The sequence below is a fragment of the Falsirhodobacter sp. alg1 genome, assembly GCF_000739715.2.
Taxonomy (GTDB): Bacteria; Pseudomonadota; Alphaproteobacteria; order Rhodobacterales; family Rhodobacteraceae; genus Falsirhodobacter.
Genome location: NZ_BBJC02000004.1, coordinates 101,123 through 115,248, shown reverse-complemented (window position 1 = coordinate 115,248; position 14,126 = coordinate 101,123). Strand labels below are relative to the sequence as shown.

General features: G+C 60.1%; 13 protein-coding genes and 1 pseudogene. 7 read left to right on the top strand and 7 right to left on the bottom strand.

Going from position 1 to position 14,126, the window contains the following annotated elements:
• Position 1 precedes the first annotated feature (1 nt).
• The 3 genes from TR36_RS08980 to TR36_RS08970 all read right to left on the bottom strand — a co-directional run bounded on the left by TR36_RS08980 (position 2) and on the right by TR36_RS08970 (position 3,067).
• Entirely contained in the window at positions 2-1,177 is a 1,176-nt protein-coding gene (locus tag TR36_RS08980; protein WP_045391608.1) for an HlyD family secretion protein, read from the bottom strand.
• A gap of 83 nt (positions 1,178-1,260) precedes the next feature.
• Complete coding sequence (locus tag TR36_RS08975; RefSeq protein ID WP_082714906.1) at positions 1,261-2,271, bottom strand: glycosyl hydrolase family 8; 1,011 nt, start codon at positions 2,269-2,271, stop codon at positions 1,261-1,263.
• A gap of 151 nt (positions 2,272-2,422) precedes the next feature.
• Positions 2,423-3,067 (bottom strand): cation transporter, encoded by a 645-nt coding sequence (locus TR36_RS08970; RefSeq protein ID WP_062763050.1) that lies wholly within the window; start codon positions 3,065-3,067, stop codon positions 2,423-2,425.
• Between the two features lie 65 nt (positions 3,068-3,132).
• Between TR36_RS08970 and TR36_RS08965 the strand changes: the two genes are divergently transcribed.
• Positions 3,133-3,543: a helix-turn-helix domain-containing protein gene (locus tag TR36_RS08965; RefSeq protein ID WP_045391613.1), complete on the top strand. Its 411-nt coding sequence runs from the start codon at positions 3,133-3,135 to the stop codon at positions 3,541-3,543.
• 20 nt (positions 3,544-3,563) lie between these two features.
• Here the strand turns inward: TR36_RS08965 and TR36_RS08960 are convergent, their stop codons facing one another.
• Positions 3,564-4,148, bottom strand: a complete 585-nt coding sequence (locus TR36_RS08960; RefSeq protein ID WP_045391616.1) for a TetR-like C-terminal domain-containing protein — start codon at positions 4,146-4,148, stop codon at positions 3,564-3,566.
• Between the two features lie 137 nt (positions 4,149-4,285).
• Between TR36_RS08960 and TR36_RS08955 the strand changes: the two genes are divergently transcribed.
• Entirely contained in the window at positions 4,286-5,482 is a 1,197-nt protein-coding gene (locus TR36_RS08955) for a multidrug effflux MFS transporter (protein ID WP_045391619.1), read from the top strand.
• A gap of 281 nt (positions 5,483-5,763) precedes the next feature.
• Here the strand turns inward: TR36_RS08955 and TR36_RS08950 are convergent, their stop codons facing one another.
• From TR36_RS08950 to TR36_RS08940, 3 genes are read right to left on the bottom strand one after another with little or no spacing between them, the layout of a single operon-like run.
• Positions 5,764-6,933: a hypothetical protein gene (locus TR36_RS08950; RefSeq protein ID WP_045391622.1), complete on the bottom strand. Its 1,170-nt coding sequence runs from the start codon at positions 6,931-6,933 to the stop codon at positions 5,764-5,766.
• Between the two features lie 41 nt (positions 6,934-6,974).
• Positions 6,975-8,063, bottom strand: coding sequence for an NAD(P)/FAD-dependent oxidoreductase (locus TR36_RS08945; RefSeq protein ID WP_045391625.1), 1,089 nt, complete (start codon positions 8,061-8,063; stop codon positions 6,975-6,977).
• A gap of 4 nt (positions 8,064-8,067) precedes the next feature.
• Positions 8,068-8,991, bottom strand: a complete 924-nt coding sequence (locus TR36_RS08940) for a pirin family protein (RefSeq protein WP_045391628.1) — start codon at positions 8,989-8,991, stop codon at positions 8,068-8,070.
• 103 nt (positions 8,992-9,094) lie between these two features.
• Here TR36_RS08940 and TR36_RS08935 point away from each other — a divergent pair, with 103 nt between their 5' ends.
• The 5 genes and pseudogenes from TR36_RS08935 to TR36_RS08915 all read left to right on the top strand — a co-directional run.
• Positions 9,095-9,988 (top strand): LysR family transcriptional regulator, encoded by an 894-nt coding sequence (locus TR36_RS08935; protein ID WP_062763048.1) that lies wholly within the window; start codon positions 9,095-9,097, stop codon positions 9,986-9,988.
• A 310-nt stretch (positions 9,989-10,298) separates the two neighbouring features.
• Complete coding sequence (locus tag TR36_RS08930) at positions 10,299-11,135, top strand: helix-turn-helix domain-containing protein (RefSeq protein ID WP_045391631.1); 837 nt, start codon at positions 10,299-10,301, stop codon at positions 11,133-11,135.
• Positions 11,132-12,130 (top strand): ArsJ-associated glyceraldehyde-3-phosphate dehydrogenase, encoded by a 999-nt coding sequence (locus TR36_RS08925; protein WP_045391634.1) that lies wholly within the window; start codon positions 11,132-11,134, stop codon positions 12,128-12,130. Before TR36_RS08930 ends, TR36_RS08925 begins: the two co-directional genes overlap by 4 nt.
• Positions 12,127-13,404 (top strand): organoarsenical effux MFS transporter ArsJ, encoded by a 1,278-nt coding sequence (gene arsJ, locus TR36_RS08920; RefSeq protein WP_045391637.1) that lies wholly within the window; start codon positions 12,127-12,129, stop codon positions 13,402-13,404. The genes TR36_RS08925 and arsJ overlap by 4 nt, the downstream gene beginning before the upstream one ends.
• Positions 13,401-13,986: pseudogene (locus TR36_RS08915) on the top strand (arsenic resistance protein); the annotation flags it as partial. The gene arsJ and the pseudogene TR36_RS08915, both read left to right, overlap by 4 nt.
• Positions 13,987-14,126: the final 140 nt, after the last annotated feature.

The following is a 14,126-nucleotide window of genomic DNA, read 5'->3' as shown; positions in this document are numbered from 1 at the left end:
TCTAGTGGAACAGGTTCCGCAACCCGTCCAGCGGGCGCGTATCGAAGAAGGCGCGGCCCGTACGGCCGATCAGACAACCGTCTGTGCCCTTGTCCCGCAGACCGGGCACGATCAGCGTGACGTCATACCGCTCCAGATGCCGCTTGCTGGGGGCCACGGCCAGATTGCGATACACGGTTTCCGCGCCGCTGCCTGCCAGACGGCTGACCGTGGCGTCATAGACATCCGATGCCCCGCCCAGACGGAACTTGGCGCTCTGGCCGATGGTCAATCCGTTATACACACGCTCGGTCACCGACAGTGTCACGACCGTCGCGCTGCAATCGACCAGACGCAGCAACGGGTCGCCGCGCTGCACATTCGTGCCGCTTGCTTCCAGAATTTCCCAGTAGGTGCCGGTCACCGGAGAGCGCAACTCTCCTCCGGTCAGGGCGTTCACGCTGACACGGGCACGGTCCACACGCTCCTCCACGGCGGCGACGCGGGCATCCGCCTCGGCCTTGCGGCTCACCATATCGGCAATTTCGCCGTCCAGCTGCACCATGTGCTGTTCGGCATTCGGCGCATCATTGTAACCGTCGCCCAGAAACACGTTCTGTTCGGCGGCATCCAGAGCAATCTGCAGAACGGCCACACGCTCACGCGCATGTTCCAGCACCAGAGAGGCGATGCGCGGCTCTGCCGGCAGGGCATCCGAATCCTCGGCAACGGCATCCACAGCGCGTTGCTCCGCATCGGTCTGTGGCACGCCGCCGTTTTCCAGGATGTGCAGACGCGCTTCCGCGCGGGACAGACGCTCCCGCAGTTCGTCCAGCCGGTGGGCGCGATAGGTGTCGGTACGCTGTTGCATGCTGTCACGGATCGCACGCGTTTCGGTAAGCAAGGCATCGATCTGGTCACGGCCCGCTTTTTCCAGCTGGACCTCCATCAGAAGGTCATCCAGATGGACGCGGTCAACGATGGGATCGGCGATGGTGGCCAGCACCTCGCCCTGGCGTACATATACGCCCAACTGCCGTGTCGGCAGTTCGAGATTTCCCGCCACGGGGGCGCGGACGGTCACGACCGGAGCGTTCACAACGGCATCGGCGCTGGCGCCGGACATTTGCTCTCCGATGATGACCCATAGTGCAAAAATGACCGCGGCGATGCCGATGATCAGTCTACTGTATTTCATGATGGCCTGCTGAAAAAACGGTTCAGGTGAACGATTTTCGGACCAGTAGTTTTTTTATTTTTTTAAGCAACTTACGCTGTATTTTATTTTTCGCACTGTGCTTCCCGTGCCGCAACTTTGGCCATCAGAAGCAGGCTGTCGGCATAGTAATCACCGCAAATCGCCCCCGACACGGTTCTGCAGGATGCAAAAGACCGGATTGCCCGGAATCCGGCCCCGTCGTTCGCCTCCAGCACCCTCCCGTCAGGGGTTGATTCGACCGTGACCCGATCCGGATCGGTGCCCATCAGACGGAGCGCCACGGCGACCGCAGGATGGGCCGCCCGCCCCGACCAGCACAGATACAGCGGGATACGCAAAGCATCATATCCCCACTTCAGATCGTGATCCCGTGGTGGCTCATACCCCTCTGGCGTCACATCCACCCAGTTCGGCAAAAGACCCGTTGCTGCCAGTTCGGCCAGCATCGTCTCTCCGTGGTCTGCGGCCTGCAGCAGACGCGGTTCCCCAGCGGCCTCCCCCAGCTCTCGCAGTGCGCGGGACATGACATAGGAGGGGTTGAAGATGACTTTTGCCGGATCGCCGGCAGCCTCGGCCCCCGGCAGGATCAGCGGCTGGTCGGCTGCCCGCGGATCCGCAGCCAGGCAAAGCGCGGCGATGTCGCGGGCGATCTCGATGGCTTTCTGGCGATATCCCTGCCAGCCGGAATCACGCTCTGCCCGCAGCAGGGCCCATGCGCGGAACAGGTCGCCATCCGTTGCATTGTGCCAGTCAACCCAGACCGGATCGTCGCCAGGTGCCCACTTCCAGCTCATCAATGCATCCTGACGGGTAGCCAGATGCGTACGGGTCCATGCCTCCATCGCCTCGAAGGCGGCACGATCCCCATGGGCCTGAGCCAGCAGCAGGCCGTATCCCTGCCCCTCGGAATGGCTGATATGCCCCTGCGGCCCATCCACGACCCGCCCGCTGTCCTGCAGATGGGCCGCGCACCATGCACCCCAATCCCCATCCGTGGGCACGGCGGCATGGACTGCGCCGGGGGCAGCAGACAGGGCCGCAGCCCCTGCCAGAAAATTCCGCCGCTTGATCATGAGGCACCCCTTGCAGACATCTGACCGAGAGCAGCCTCCTGCCGAAGCAGGACAAGGTCCGCTTGTGGTTCAGATAGCCGATACCATCCGCAACGCAAGCCAGTCCTGATGGGACAAGGGCACAGGCGTCCTGCCCCCCCTCGCCGTCAGATCATCGCAGGATCGGCACGGCAGCGGTGTCCTCCGCGCTGCGCCATTCACATGTTGCATCCCGCAGGATGGTGGCCGCCCCCTGCAGGGCCAATCCGGCCATCAGGCTGGCGACGATGAAATCCGGCCAGCCCGTTCCCGTACCGAACACGCCCAGCGCCGCCAGCAGAACGGCGACATTCGCGATTACGTCATTCCGCGAACAGATCCAGACCGACCGCATATTGGCATCACCATCGCGGAACGCCATCAGCAACAACAGGCAGATCAGGTTCATGACCAGTGCAAGTGTTCCGATCATCCCCATCGTCGGCGCATCGGGAACCGAGCCATGGGCAATATGCCAGACGACCGTGGCCAGCACCCACAGCCCGAACAATCCCATGGAGGCCCCCTTGATCCATGCAGCGCCCGCCCGCCACCGCAACGTCATGCCCAGCACGAACAGGCTGATTGCATAGTTGCTGGCATCGGCAAGGAAATCGAGCGCATCGGCCTGAAGTGCCGCCGACCCCGACAGCAAGCCCGCCGCAATTTCGGCCACGAACATTCCGCCATTGATCACCAAGGCAATCCACAACACACGGCGGAACCGGCCAGATGTTCCGGCAGAGGAGGCACAGCTATCAGAAGAGCAACAGGGCATGGGGGACTCGCTTTGTATTCCAGTTGCTCCCATATCTAAGGGCTATAGCAACTATAGGGTCAACCATGTCCAAGACGATTTTTCGCATTGGCGATCTTGCCCGGCTGACAGGGACAAAGGTGGTCACCATCCGCTACTATGAAAGCATCGGCCTGATGCCCCCGCCCGAGCGGAGTGCTGCCAATTACCGTGTCTACGGGCAGGCGCAGCTGGACAGGCTCCGTTTCATCCGGCGGTGCCGCGATCTGGGCTTTGCGCTGGACCAGATTACCGAGCTGGCCGCACTGTCGTCGGACCGCCAGCGTTGCTGCGACGAGGTTGATACCCTGACCCGTACCCATCTTGCGGCCGTGGAAGAGAAGATTGCCGATCTCAACGCCCTTGCCGACGAATTGCGGCGGATCGGGGACCAGTGTCATGGCGGGACGACGATTTCCGATTGCCGGATCATAGATGCACTGAACCACCGCCCCTGATCGGCGGCACCTTTGACGTCCTATCCGTTTTTCCGGAAGACCTCGGTCGTGATGGCATGGGCAAAGGCCGCGTCCATGGGATCGTCATTCAGCAGTGCGTACCAGAAAGCTCCATGGACGAATGCCGACAGCATTCCGATATCGCGATCGGCAGCAAGCTCACCGCATTGGCGGGCACGGGCCAGAATATCCGTAATCATCTGCTCGCGTGGCCTGACGAACCGTTCCTTGAACACCTTGCGGAACGCCGGATCTTCCTGCGCGGCTGCAATCAGCGACCGTACCGGACCGCCGCCCTCGGTCAGATGGTCAAACACCTGAACCAGAAAAGCCTCAAGCTGCGCGGCAAAGGACAGACCGCACTCCGTGAGGGGCGCCGCTGCATATCGGCCCGTTTCCTCGTATAGCGCGTCCAGCACCAGATCCGCCTTTGCATTCCAACGGTTATACAGGGTCTGCCTTGCAACCCCCGCCTCGGCGGCGATTGCCGCGATGCTGACGGCTCCGTACCCATTTTCACGCAACAATTTCAATGTGGCTGCCTTGATTGCACCTGCAGCCTCTGCATCCCGCGGCCGACCGCCCATGCGCTTCTGTTCACCCATGCACATCCTCTGTCCGGGCAAAACCACCCGAACCTTCCATTAAGTCTGGACTAGGGTTCTATTCTATTGATAGACCGCAGTCTACAAACCAATCCCGAAATTTCACTGATTGCCTTTAAACAACCAAAGGTTGCGAAATGCCCCATGAACCCCTGACCGCCCGTAAGGCTGCATGTCTGACAGCCGTCCTTGGCCTGCTCTCAATATTTCCCCCTCTGGCCACGGATATGTACCTTGCAGGCTTGGGCGATATCGCGGTGTCGCTGAACGCGAGCGCCTCGGCGACCGAGCTGTCCCTCTCCATCTTCTTCTTCGGACTGTGCGTGGGGCAGCTGCTTATCGGGCCATTGCTGGACGGGCTTGGCCGCAAGGGGCCATTGCTGGCGGCAACGGCGCTGTTCGTCGTCACATCGCTTGCGCTTATTGTGGTAAAGGACATCACGACCTTCAACACGCTGCGCTTCCTGCAGGCCTTGGGCGCGTGTGGCGGCATGGTTGTGGGCCGTGCCATCGTTAATGACCTTTATGAAGGGCGAAGGGCCGCACAGGCCATGACCGTGCTTGTCATGCTGCTGACGATCGGGCCGATCATTTCCCCGACGCTGGGAAGCCTTCTGCTGGGCGCTTTCGGATGGCGCTCTATCTTTGTCGTCATGATTACCGTCGGAATCATCGCATTCATCCTGTCACTGATCATCGTCCCGGAAACCCTGCCGCGGGAAAAACGGCTTGCCTCACCTTTCCGCAGCGGGGCAAAAACCGCAGCCACGCTGCTGCAATCCACCAACTTCATCATTCCTGCGGTTATTGCAGGGCTGGTTCAGGCGGGGATGTTCGCCTTCATCACCGGATCATCCGGGGTGTTTCAGGGCGTATTCGGCCTGAGCGCAGTATCGTTCGGGCTGATGTTTGCGGGTATTGCCGTTGCGCTGATGCTGTTCGGGCAGATCAACAACCGGCTGCTGGATCACTTCACCCCGGAGCGTATCCTGAAGACCGGCCTGCCCTGCTATGTCGCCTTTGCATTTATCCTTACGCTGCTTTCCAGCACCCAAACGCTGTGGATTTTCATTGTACCGCTTTGGCTGGCAATCGGCATGGTCGGACTGCTTTCGGCCAATGCGATGCATCTGGCCATGGCCGCAGCACGGAACAGCGCGGGGATCGGCTCCGCCGTTCTGGGCGCGGTCCAGTTCGGAATTGCATTCGCCGTATCGTCCTGCGTCGCATTGGGAGGAAGCGACAGCCCCCTGCCCATGGCATTGGGAATTCTGATCCCGGCGACAGGCGCATTCCTCTTGTCACGCATTCCATCCAAAAGGGTAGTCCAATAATCCGCAACCTGCGTGTGTCCCACTGCCGTTGGGACATACCGAGATAGATAGCACGACCAGATACCGTGGCGTCGAGTTTGAACATGCGTTGGCTATCGAAACCTAAACAATTGGGCCGTCTTCACAGACGGCCCGAAGCTGCTGTTGGCATAGTTACGCATGACAGCATTGCGAACCAGCCGTTCCAAATATCGCGCCGAAATGTTCATTTCTGGAGAGTTTACATCAAGGCATCCGGCCCCCCCTTGCGGCGAATGCCCGCAAGGGGAGCGAGCCTGGACCTACAAAAGCCAGTTTGCGTCCGATTTGGGAATACTTTCCGAGAAGGACATTTCGTGGATGATGTTGCCCGTTGCGACCTCGGCACCACCCGCGAGTGGCACCGTCACCCTGATGTCGCCGCCTAGGCGGATATAGCCAGGCCGTGCGGTTTCGGCATCCGGTTGCTGGTTGGAATTGAGCGCGTCGCTTAGAAGGTGATTGTTCGAAATCTCGATTCGGACCCTGTCGCAGTTGTAGGGTGCTTCGATCAGAAAGCCGTCAGGCCAGCCGTTGCCGGACTGCGGGCCGACATGGATTTCACCAACGAAACTGTCCTCGAATTCACCCGTGCTGAGCAAGATCTCACTGCCCTTTGCCAACATGAACTTGCAGACGACCTTGTTGCCGTAATCCGCGTTGTGAAGAATATACGAGAAATTCAGCGTGAAATCTCCGCATTCCGCACGGCCCCAGTGCCACGCCTTGAGAACACCTTCGATACCGGCATTGCCCCAGTTGTGGTCATGATAACCATGACCATCCTCGATCGTGATGGTTTCGCCCGCGACCTGAATGGTGCCGTTCACAACCGCGCGCGGTGCGGGCACGACATGCGCGTTGAATATCGTCAGCGCCTCGTCGAAATACATCGCACCGGATCCGGCACGCCAGGATTCAACGGTCGCGACAAGCTCAAGGTCGACGACCACATCCCCATGCTCGGCATGAAGCTGCCAATTCGGGTAGCGGCCTTTACACCAGTTGTTGCCCAGTTTTACGTCGCAATGCTCCTCGGAGGCGATGAAATCCACACCGGGAAACGGCACTTGGAAATCGCGGTTGGTGCCATCGGGGAGTTCGACATTCAACATCATCATCGGTGGCAGATCAGGGTTGTCCAACATGATCAACGGGCGGTCCATCAGGATCACCGCGGCCTTGAGGCCTGCCTGGGTGAACAGATCGAAATACCACCACTCGTAATGGCGCGGGTTTCCATCATTGTGATAGCCGTCGTCGCGGTCTGTCACGACCTCTTGGGCGGCCTGATCGTACAGGGCCGGTGCCTCGTAGTTGCCAATGACGCGTTTGGCCGTCTGGGCACGGGCAGCAGACCGCAAGCCGGGCACAAGTAGAAGCCCCGCTCCGACCGCGGTCGACGTCAGAAGGGATCTTCGGGAGTTTTCCATGACATTTCCCCTTTTGGAAGTTTGGTTCAGCCGTGTTCCGATCAGTGTTCAGGCCTGTTCAGCAGCTTTGCGTATTTCTTGAGAAACAGGTCCGCACCCTTCATCTTGCTGGTCAAAAAGTCTCCAGCGGTGAAGAACCCAAGGAAGGAGTTTCCCTGTTTGGGGCCAAGCGGCACAAGGATTGGCGCCCTGCTGCCCCATGGCTTGTAAGGTTTCATGTCCTCGACGGTTTTGCCCTGCCCCAATCCGGACAGCGTCCCCTTGAGCCAGGGCAGTTGGCGGCTTGTGGCGACGATGGTCATGGCGTCGCCTGCATCCGCGACATCGCCGACCGCAAAAACGTTCGGCAGCGACGATGGGCGCATCCACGGATCGACCTTGATCCGGTTTGCCGTCGTTTTCTGGACACCGGCAAGCGTTTCAAGCACCTCGGAATTCGCGCGAGATCCGATGACCGGAAAGATCAGGTCGAAGTCGTGCTGTGACCCATCGGTGAGTTGTAGGGTTCCCGCATAGGGCTCGGTCAAGCTTTTCAGGTTCTCCGCCCTCTGGCCAAGAATAAGCGTGACGCCAGCCTTGCGCAGTTTCGCGGCCAAAGAGGTGCCCAGCTTTGAGGGCATCGTCGGAAACAACGCCTCGTCGCTTGAGATCAACGCCACCTTCTTGTCCGGCATGGCATAGGCAATTTCGCCCGCAAGCTCGGTGCCAACGGCACCAGCCCCGACGATACCGATGCGCCGCGCTGCTTTGAGTTGCTGGTGAATGCGCTGGTTGTCCGCCCTGAGGCCCACAATGTCGGCACCCTGCGGCTTGAAGGGCATGGCGTTGCCGGACCCGGTGGCAACAACGATTTGATCCGCTTCTACCCGAGTGCCATCCTCCAATGTGACACCCTTCGCGTCTATGGCTTTTGCCTTGGACGCGATAACCCTGCCGTTTGTAAGCAGCCGATCATACGGAATGAGAGCGCGATCCAGCAGCGAAGGGTCGACAACCGCGCGGATCATGGCCGGGGCGTGAACAAAGTGACTGCGCGGCTCGATCAATGTGACGTCCGCGGTACCGTCCAGAGACTTCGCAAGTTCGGCGCCTATGTAGCCGCCGCCGACAATGGCAATTTTCTGTGACATGATTTTAACTTTCTTGGGGCTTTGCGGCGTTCGTTCCTGATTTGTGGGCGGCGTGATCGGCGGGATAGGTGATCCGCCCGAATTCCCCTGCGCGATACGCGCGGAACGCTTGCGCCAGTTCCCCCTCGCTGTTCATGACAAACGGGCCGCGCATGGCGATGGGGTCGGTGATCGCATCCCCGCCAAACAGCAGCAGATCGAGCGGTTCAACAGCCGGGTTGGTTATCTCCAACGTCCCGCCCCGAGCGTCCAACCCGATAAGGGTATGGGCATCGATCCTGGCATTACCAACCATGGCGCCATGCGTCGGCAGGTATCCCGCGACAGGCAGACCGGCGCGCAAGGCGATATCAACCGTCGCAAGCGGCTCGATCCTGAGGTGCCAGATAAATTCGCCCGCATAGGTTGGGATAGGCGAGGATTGCCCATCATAACCGCCAAGCAGAACTTTGACCTCTCCACGCCCACCCGCGAGCATCACAACGGGCAGGTCCGAAGATGCGACGGGCATGTATTTCGCAGGCTCGACCTTGTTCGGCGCGGGCAGGTTGATCCAGAATTGAAAGGAATGCAGCACCCCGCCATCACGGCGCAGGGGCGTCGCGAGCATTTCGTCATGGATAATGCCGTTGCCCGCATTCATCCATTGTACACCTCCCCCGGTGACGGTGCTGTTGTTTCCCAGGCTGTCGAAATGGGTCATGGCGCCTTCCATGACATAGGTGAAGGTGACGATCCCCGCATGGGGATGGGCGAAGCTGCCATCGGGCTCGGGCAATTCACCGGCAGCAATTTCGCGCCTTGGCAGATGATCGAGAAGCATGAACGGGCCGATCGCAGTCACAGCCCGGTTCGGAAGGGCACGTGCGATGGTGAATGTACCGACCCGATCGGGCTGCGCCGGTTTCTGGAAAGAAACTTGTTTCATTGAAACGCTCCGGTTGCTGATCCAGTGGTAGGCGAAGCGGAACTTGATTGATATTTATACTTTCTTAGCATCTATATAAGCAATTCTTAACTTCTGGCGCCTCATGAAACTCGATCAACTGAACGTTTTGCGCGCCGTTGTTGAAACCGGCTCGGTCAAAGCGGCCGCCGAACGCCTCAACCGGACGCAGCCAGCGATCAGCCAGGCGTTGAAGGCCTTGGAATTCCAGACAGGAACCGAACTGTTTGATCGGTCGGGGTATCGGCTAGACCTCACCCCTGTCGGCAAACGGGTCTATCTTCAATCCTTGCGCGTTCTGACGGAGGCAGAGGATCTGGGTCAGTTGATTCAGCATTTCGAGAAAGGGCAGGAAGAAACGATCACGATCGCGGTGGACACCAGCACCAACCTCAACGCGCTGACCCCCGTCCTGCACAAACTGCAAACGGACTTTCCCGAGACACGCGTGGTCTTGCGGCCCGAGGTTCTGTCCGGCGCCATCGAGGCCGTGAAAACGGAAACCGCGGCAATCGCGATTTCGCCAATGTCCTCGATCATGCTCGAGGAAGAGGGCTTCGACTACATCCCCATCGGGACATCGACGTTGCGCAATGTTACGTCCCCGTCCCTCTGGGCTGAGATGGACAATCCCAAGCGGCTCTCGGACATGCGACGCTTCCATCAGGTCATCGCAAGCGACAGCGGGCAAGCCGGAGGGCTGTTCCACCGCGAAATCGGCGTCCAGAAAGGGCAGCGCCGCTGGTACGTCAGCGATCTGCACACAAAGAAGCAACTTCTGATCGCGGGCCTCGGCTGGGGCCGCCTGCCAGAACACATGATTGCCGAAGAGTTGAAGCAAGGGTGGCTGTGCGAGATAGACCTGCCACACACGCATCTTGCCTTCGACGTCACCATTTATGCGTTTCGCCAGTCCAAACCAGTCGTCCGCGCCGTAGCGGAATTGCTCTGGAGAGAGTTTGAAGCCCATGCTTCGTAAGGCATGTATCGAGAAAGTCGGCTTTGTTGGCCGATTTCCTGACGCGGTCTGCTCCTGCCCCTTTATGAAAGTAGTGCCCTAACTCTCTCCGTGGTGCCGACACATGCATATGGGAACTGACCCGCTCCCCTGAAACGTCCGCGATTTGCGGTTAGTCTGTTCCTTGCAAATGAAACAAACGATGAAGCGATCAAGGTTCACGGAAAAGCGGATCATCGGCCTTTTGAAGCGGCCCCTGACCGCCTTTTTGATCTCTGTGTCACAGAAGCTTCACTTTGCATAAACCCATTATTTTAGTATTCCGTGAAATATGGAAAAAGAGATTCCCGACCAATTGGCCATCTTGGGCCACCCGCAGCGATTGGCGATCTTCCGGCTCTTGATGCGTCGCTACCCTGACCGTGTTCCGGCAGGGGAGATCGCCTCTACGCTTGGCGTCAAGGCAAGCACCATGTCCACCTATCTGTCCGCTTTGACGCGGGAGCGGTTGGTGGACCAACAGCGGGCGGGCACGTCGCTTCTCTACTCGATCAACATGACCACGGTGCAACGGCTGTTCGGCTTCCTGTTCAGTGATTGCTGCCGAGGCCGTCCCGACATCTGCATGCCTTTCAGCACAGGAACCGTCCCCATGATGCCTGACAGCAAATACAACGTTCTTTTCATCTGCGTGGGCAATTCCGCGCGGTCCATCTTCGCCGAGTCGATCCTGCGCAAGACGGCGGGCGATCGGTTCAACGCTTTTTCAGCAGGGACACGGCCCGGATCGCAGCTCGATCCCTTCGCCGTACAGGTCCTGAAGGACAAGGGGCACGATACTTCGGTCCTGCGCTCGAAAGATGTCTCCGAGTTCTCAGGGGCGAACGCGCCGCATTTCGATTTCGTCTTCACGGTCTGTGATCAGGCGGCGAACGAGGAGTGCCCGGCATGGGAGGGCCAGCCCGTCACCGGACACTGGGGCATGCCAGATCCGGTCAAGGCTACAGGTAACGATGCTCAGAAGGCGCTCGCCTTCCAAGAAGCCTATGGCGCACTCAAGCATCGCATCGACCTCTTTACCGCGCTCAATCTCGAAACCCTGAGCCGTATCGTCATCCAGCAATCTGTCGATGACATCGGCCGTACCAACCCTGAGGTACTCGCATGACCACCTACGCACTGAATGGCCTTGGGCGCATGGGCAAGCTTGCCCTCAAGCCGCTGATCGAAAGCGGCGCCAAGATCGCCTGGATCAATGACGCGGTCGGCGATCCGGAGATGCACGCGCATCTGCTGGAATTCGACACGGTCCACGGACGCTGGGATGCCGCGTTCTCGCATGATGCTGACAGTGTCACGATCAATGGCATGCGCCTGCCGTTCATCGGCGCACGCGCGATTGCCGATCTGCCGCTGGACGGCGTCGATGTGGTGATCGACTGCACCGGCGTTTTCAAGACCGAGGCCAAGATCGCCCCCTACTTCGAGGCGGGCGTGAAGAAGGTCGTGGTCTCTGCCCCGGTCAAAGATGGCAACGCCGCCAACATCGTCTATGGCGTCAACAACGAGACCTATGATCCAGCCGAGCACCGGATCGTCACTGCGGCTTCCTGCACAACCAATTGCCTCGCGCCGGTGGTGAAGGTGGTGCACGAGACTTTCGGCATCAAGCATGGCTCCATCACCACGATCCATGACGTGACCAACACCCAGACCATCGTTGACCGCCCAGCAAAGGACCTGCGTCGTGCGCGATCTGCGCTGAACTCGCTGATCCCGACGACGACCGGCTCGGCCACCGCGATCACCCTGATCTACCCCGAACTGAAGGGCCGTCTGAACGGCCATGCCGTGCGCGTGCCGCTGCTCAATGCCTCGCTGACCGACTGCGTCTTCGAACTGGAGCGCGCGGTAACGGTGGCAGAGGTGAACGCGGCCTTCGAGGCTGCGGCCAATGGCCCACTGAAAGGCATCCTCGGCTACGAGACGCGCCCGCTGGTCTCGACCGATTACACAAACGATCCGCGCTCCTCGATCATCGACGCGCCATCGACCATGGTGATCAATGGGACACAGCTGAAGATCTACGCCTGGTATGACAACGAATGGGGCTATGCCAACCGGCTGGTCGATGTGGCGCTGATGGTCGGAGCATCGTTGTGAGCAACGCCACCCAAGCCAGACCCGAAGGGCTGTCGGCCTATATCGCCGTCACGGCGGCCTATTGGGCCTTCATGTTGACCGATGGCGCGCTCAGGATGCTGGTGCTGCTGCATTTCCACACGCTGGGCTTCAGCGCGGTGCAGCTGGCCTATCTGTTCATCCTCTACGAAGTGGCGGGGATGATCACCAACCTCGCGGCGGGCTGGATCGCCCTGCGGTTCGGCCTCACCTCGACGCTCTATGCCGGGCTCGGGTTGCAGGTGGTCGCGCTGATTGCGCTTGCGCAGCTCGATCCGGGCTGGAGCATCGCGGCCTCGGTCGCCTTCGTGATGTGCGTCCAGGGTCTTTCAGGTGTGGCCAAGGACCTCGCCAAGATGTCCTCGAAATCAGCGGTGAAACTGCTCGCCCCTTCGGGCAATGGCGGGCTGTTTCGCTGGGTCGCGGTTCTGACGGGCTCGAAGAACGCCGTGAAAGGGCTGGGCTTCCTGCTCGGCGCCGCACTGCTGGCGGTGCTTGGCTTCGACTGGGCCGTGCTGGGTATGGCCATCGTTCTCGGCCTGATCCTCGTCGCGGTGGTGCTGTTCATGCCTTCGGGCCTACCCAAAGGCAAGAAGGGCACCAAGTTTTCCGAGGTCTTCTCGAAATCGGCCAACGTCAACTGGCTGTCGGCGGCGCGCGTATTCCTGTTCGGGGCGCGCGACGTCTGGTTCGTCGTGGGCATCCCGATCTACTTCTATGCGGTGCTCTCGGACGGCACCGAGGATGGCAACCGCGCGGCCTTTTTCATGATCGGCACCTTCATGGCGGTCTGGGTCATCCTCTACGGGATGGTGCAGGCCAGCGCACCGAAGATCCTGCATGCGGCAAGCCGCCCGGAGGGCGAGCTGATCCGTGCAGCTCGCGGTTGGGCGCTTGCGCTCTTCGTCGTGCCAGCCGCGCTGACAGTGGTCGTGGCACTTGCGCCTGCGCCTCAGACCTGGCTGACGGTGACGCTGGTCGTGGGCCTGCTGGCCTTCGGCGCGCTGTTTGCCGTGAATTCCTCGCTCCACTCCTACCTGATCCTCGCCTTCTCGAAATCCGAACGGGTGACGATGGATGTGGGCTTTTACTACATGGCCAATGCGGGCGGTCGGCTGATCGGCACGCTCCTGTCGGGCCTGACTTACCAGATTGGCGGGTTGACCCTCGTCATGGGCACGGCGGCGGTCATGGTCGCCCTGGCGGCCCTGACCTCGGGACGCCTGACCGACCAGACGAACGAGGTGTCTGCATGAGTATTCCCGGACGCTACCTGACCGTCCACGTCGGGCTCGTGATGATCGCCGGTGTCCTGATCGGCCAAGGTGCACCCTAGCTTGTCAGGACATTGCGGCGACCAAGATCGCGAGCGTGAACCTTGCCGTGGCAGTGCCTATCTGGAGCCATGGTACATCCGATGATGGTGGGGGTGGATTCCGGCGCGGTTGCTGGTGTCGCGCGCCAACCCAAAGGTCTTCTGGTGACGCTGGCTTATGAAGCCGTTCACCATGGCACTTCTGTCCGTGCTGTTCTTTGCCCCTGTCTTCACGCCGCTGATTTGGCCTGAAGATGCCGCCCAATATACGGCAGGTCTGATCCTGCTCGGGGCCGCGCCCTGCACGGCGATGGTCTTCGTCTGGTCGCTGCTGACTAGAAGCGATGCCACCTACACGCCGGTGCAGGTCCCGATGAATGATCTGGTCGTGGTAGTGGCCTTTGCACCAGGTTTGGCCCTTTTTCTGGACGTGACGGAGCTGTCGGTGCCGTGGGAAACACTTGTCCTGACCACAGTGCTGTATGTCGTCCCGCCCTTGGCAGCAGGTCTGACCATCCGCCGCAAGCCGACAAAGCGGGCTCGTTCCCGCCACTCGCTGCAATTTTCATGAATGACCACTTGGCCCCTACCCCGTCCTTCGGAAGTAGCGCCATGCTTTGGGTGAGCAATATGAGACAAAAGTCGGTTTTGTCTATCAACTTA

What these genes read in the sequence shown, in the direction of transcription:
- TR36_RS08945 (WP_045391625.1), bottom strand. Translation starts at nt 8,063, where the DNA reads ATGTCACAGAAAATTGCCATTGTCGGCGGCGGCTACATAGGCGCCGAA.
- TR36_RS08925 (WP_045391634.1), top strand. Translation starts at nt 11,132, where the DNA reads ATGACCACCTACGCACTGAATGGCCTTGGGCGCATGGGCAAGCTTGCC.
- TR36_RS08935 (WP_062763048.1), top strand. Translation starts at nt 9,095, where the DNA reads ATGAAACTCGATCAACTGAACGTTTTGCGCGCCGTTGTTGAAACCGGC.
- TR36_RS08965 (WP_045391613.1), top strand. Translation starts at nt 3,133, where the DNA reads ATGTCCAAGACGATTTTTCGCATTGGCGATCTTGCCCGGCTGACAGGG.
- TR36_RS08950 (WP_045391622.1), bottom strand. Translation starts at nt 6,933, where the DNA reads ATGGAAAACTCCCGAAGATCCCTTCTGACGTCGACCGCGGTCGGAGCG.
- TR36_RS08970 (WP_062763050.1), bottom strand. Translation starts at nt 3,067, where the DNA reads ATGCCCTGTTGCTCTTCTGATAGCTGTGCCTCCTCTGCCGGAACATCT.
- TR36_RS08960 (WP_045391616.1), bottom strand. Translation starts at nt 4,148, where the DNA reads ATGGGTGAACAGAAGCGCATGGGCGGTCGGCCGCGGGATGCAGAGGCT.
- TR36_RS08940 (WP_045391628.1), bottom strand. Translation starts at nt 8,991, where the DNA reads ATGAAACAAGTTTCTTTCCAGAAACCGGCGCAGCCCGATCGGGTCGGT.
- TR36_RS08955 (WP_045391619.1), top strand. Translation starts at nt 4,286, where the DNA reads ATGCCCCATGAACCCCTGACCGCCCGTAAGGCTGCATGTCTGACAGCC.
- TR36_RS08980 (WP_045391608.1), bottom strand. Translation starts at nt 1,177, where the DNA reads ATGAAATACAGTAGACTGATCATCGGCATCGCCGCGGTCATTTTTGCA.
- TR36_RS08930 (WP_045391631.1), top strand. Translation starts at nt 10,299, where the DNA reads ATGGAAAAAGAGATTCCCGACCAATTGGCCATCTTGGGCCACCCGCAG.
- TR36_RS08975 (WP_082714906.1), bottom strand. Translation starts at nt 2,271, where the DNA reads ATGATCAAGCGGCGGAATTTTCTGGCAGGGGCTGCGGCCCTGTCTGCT.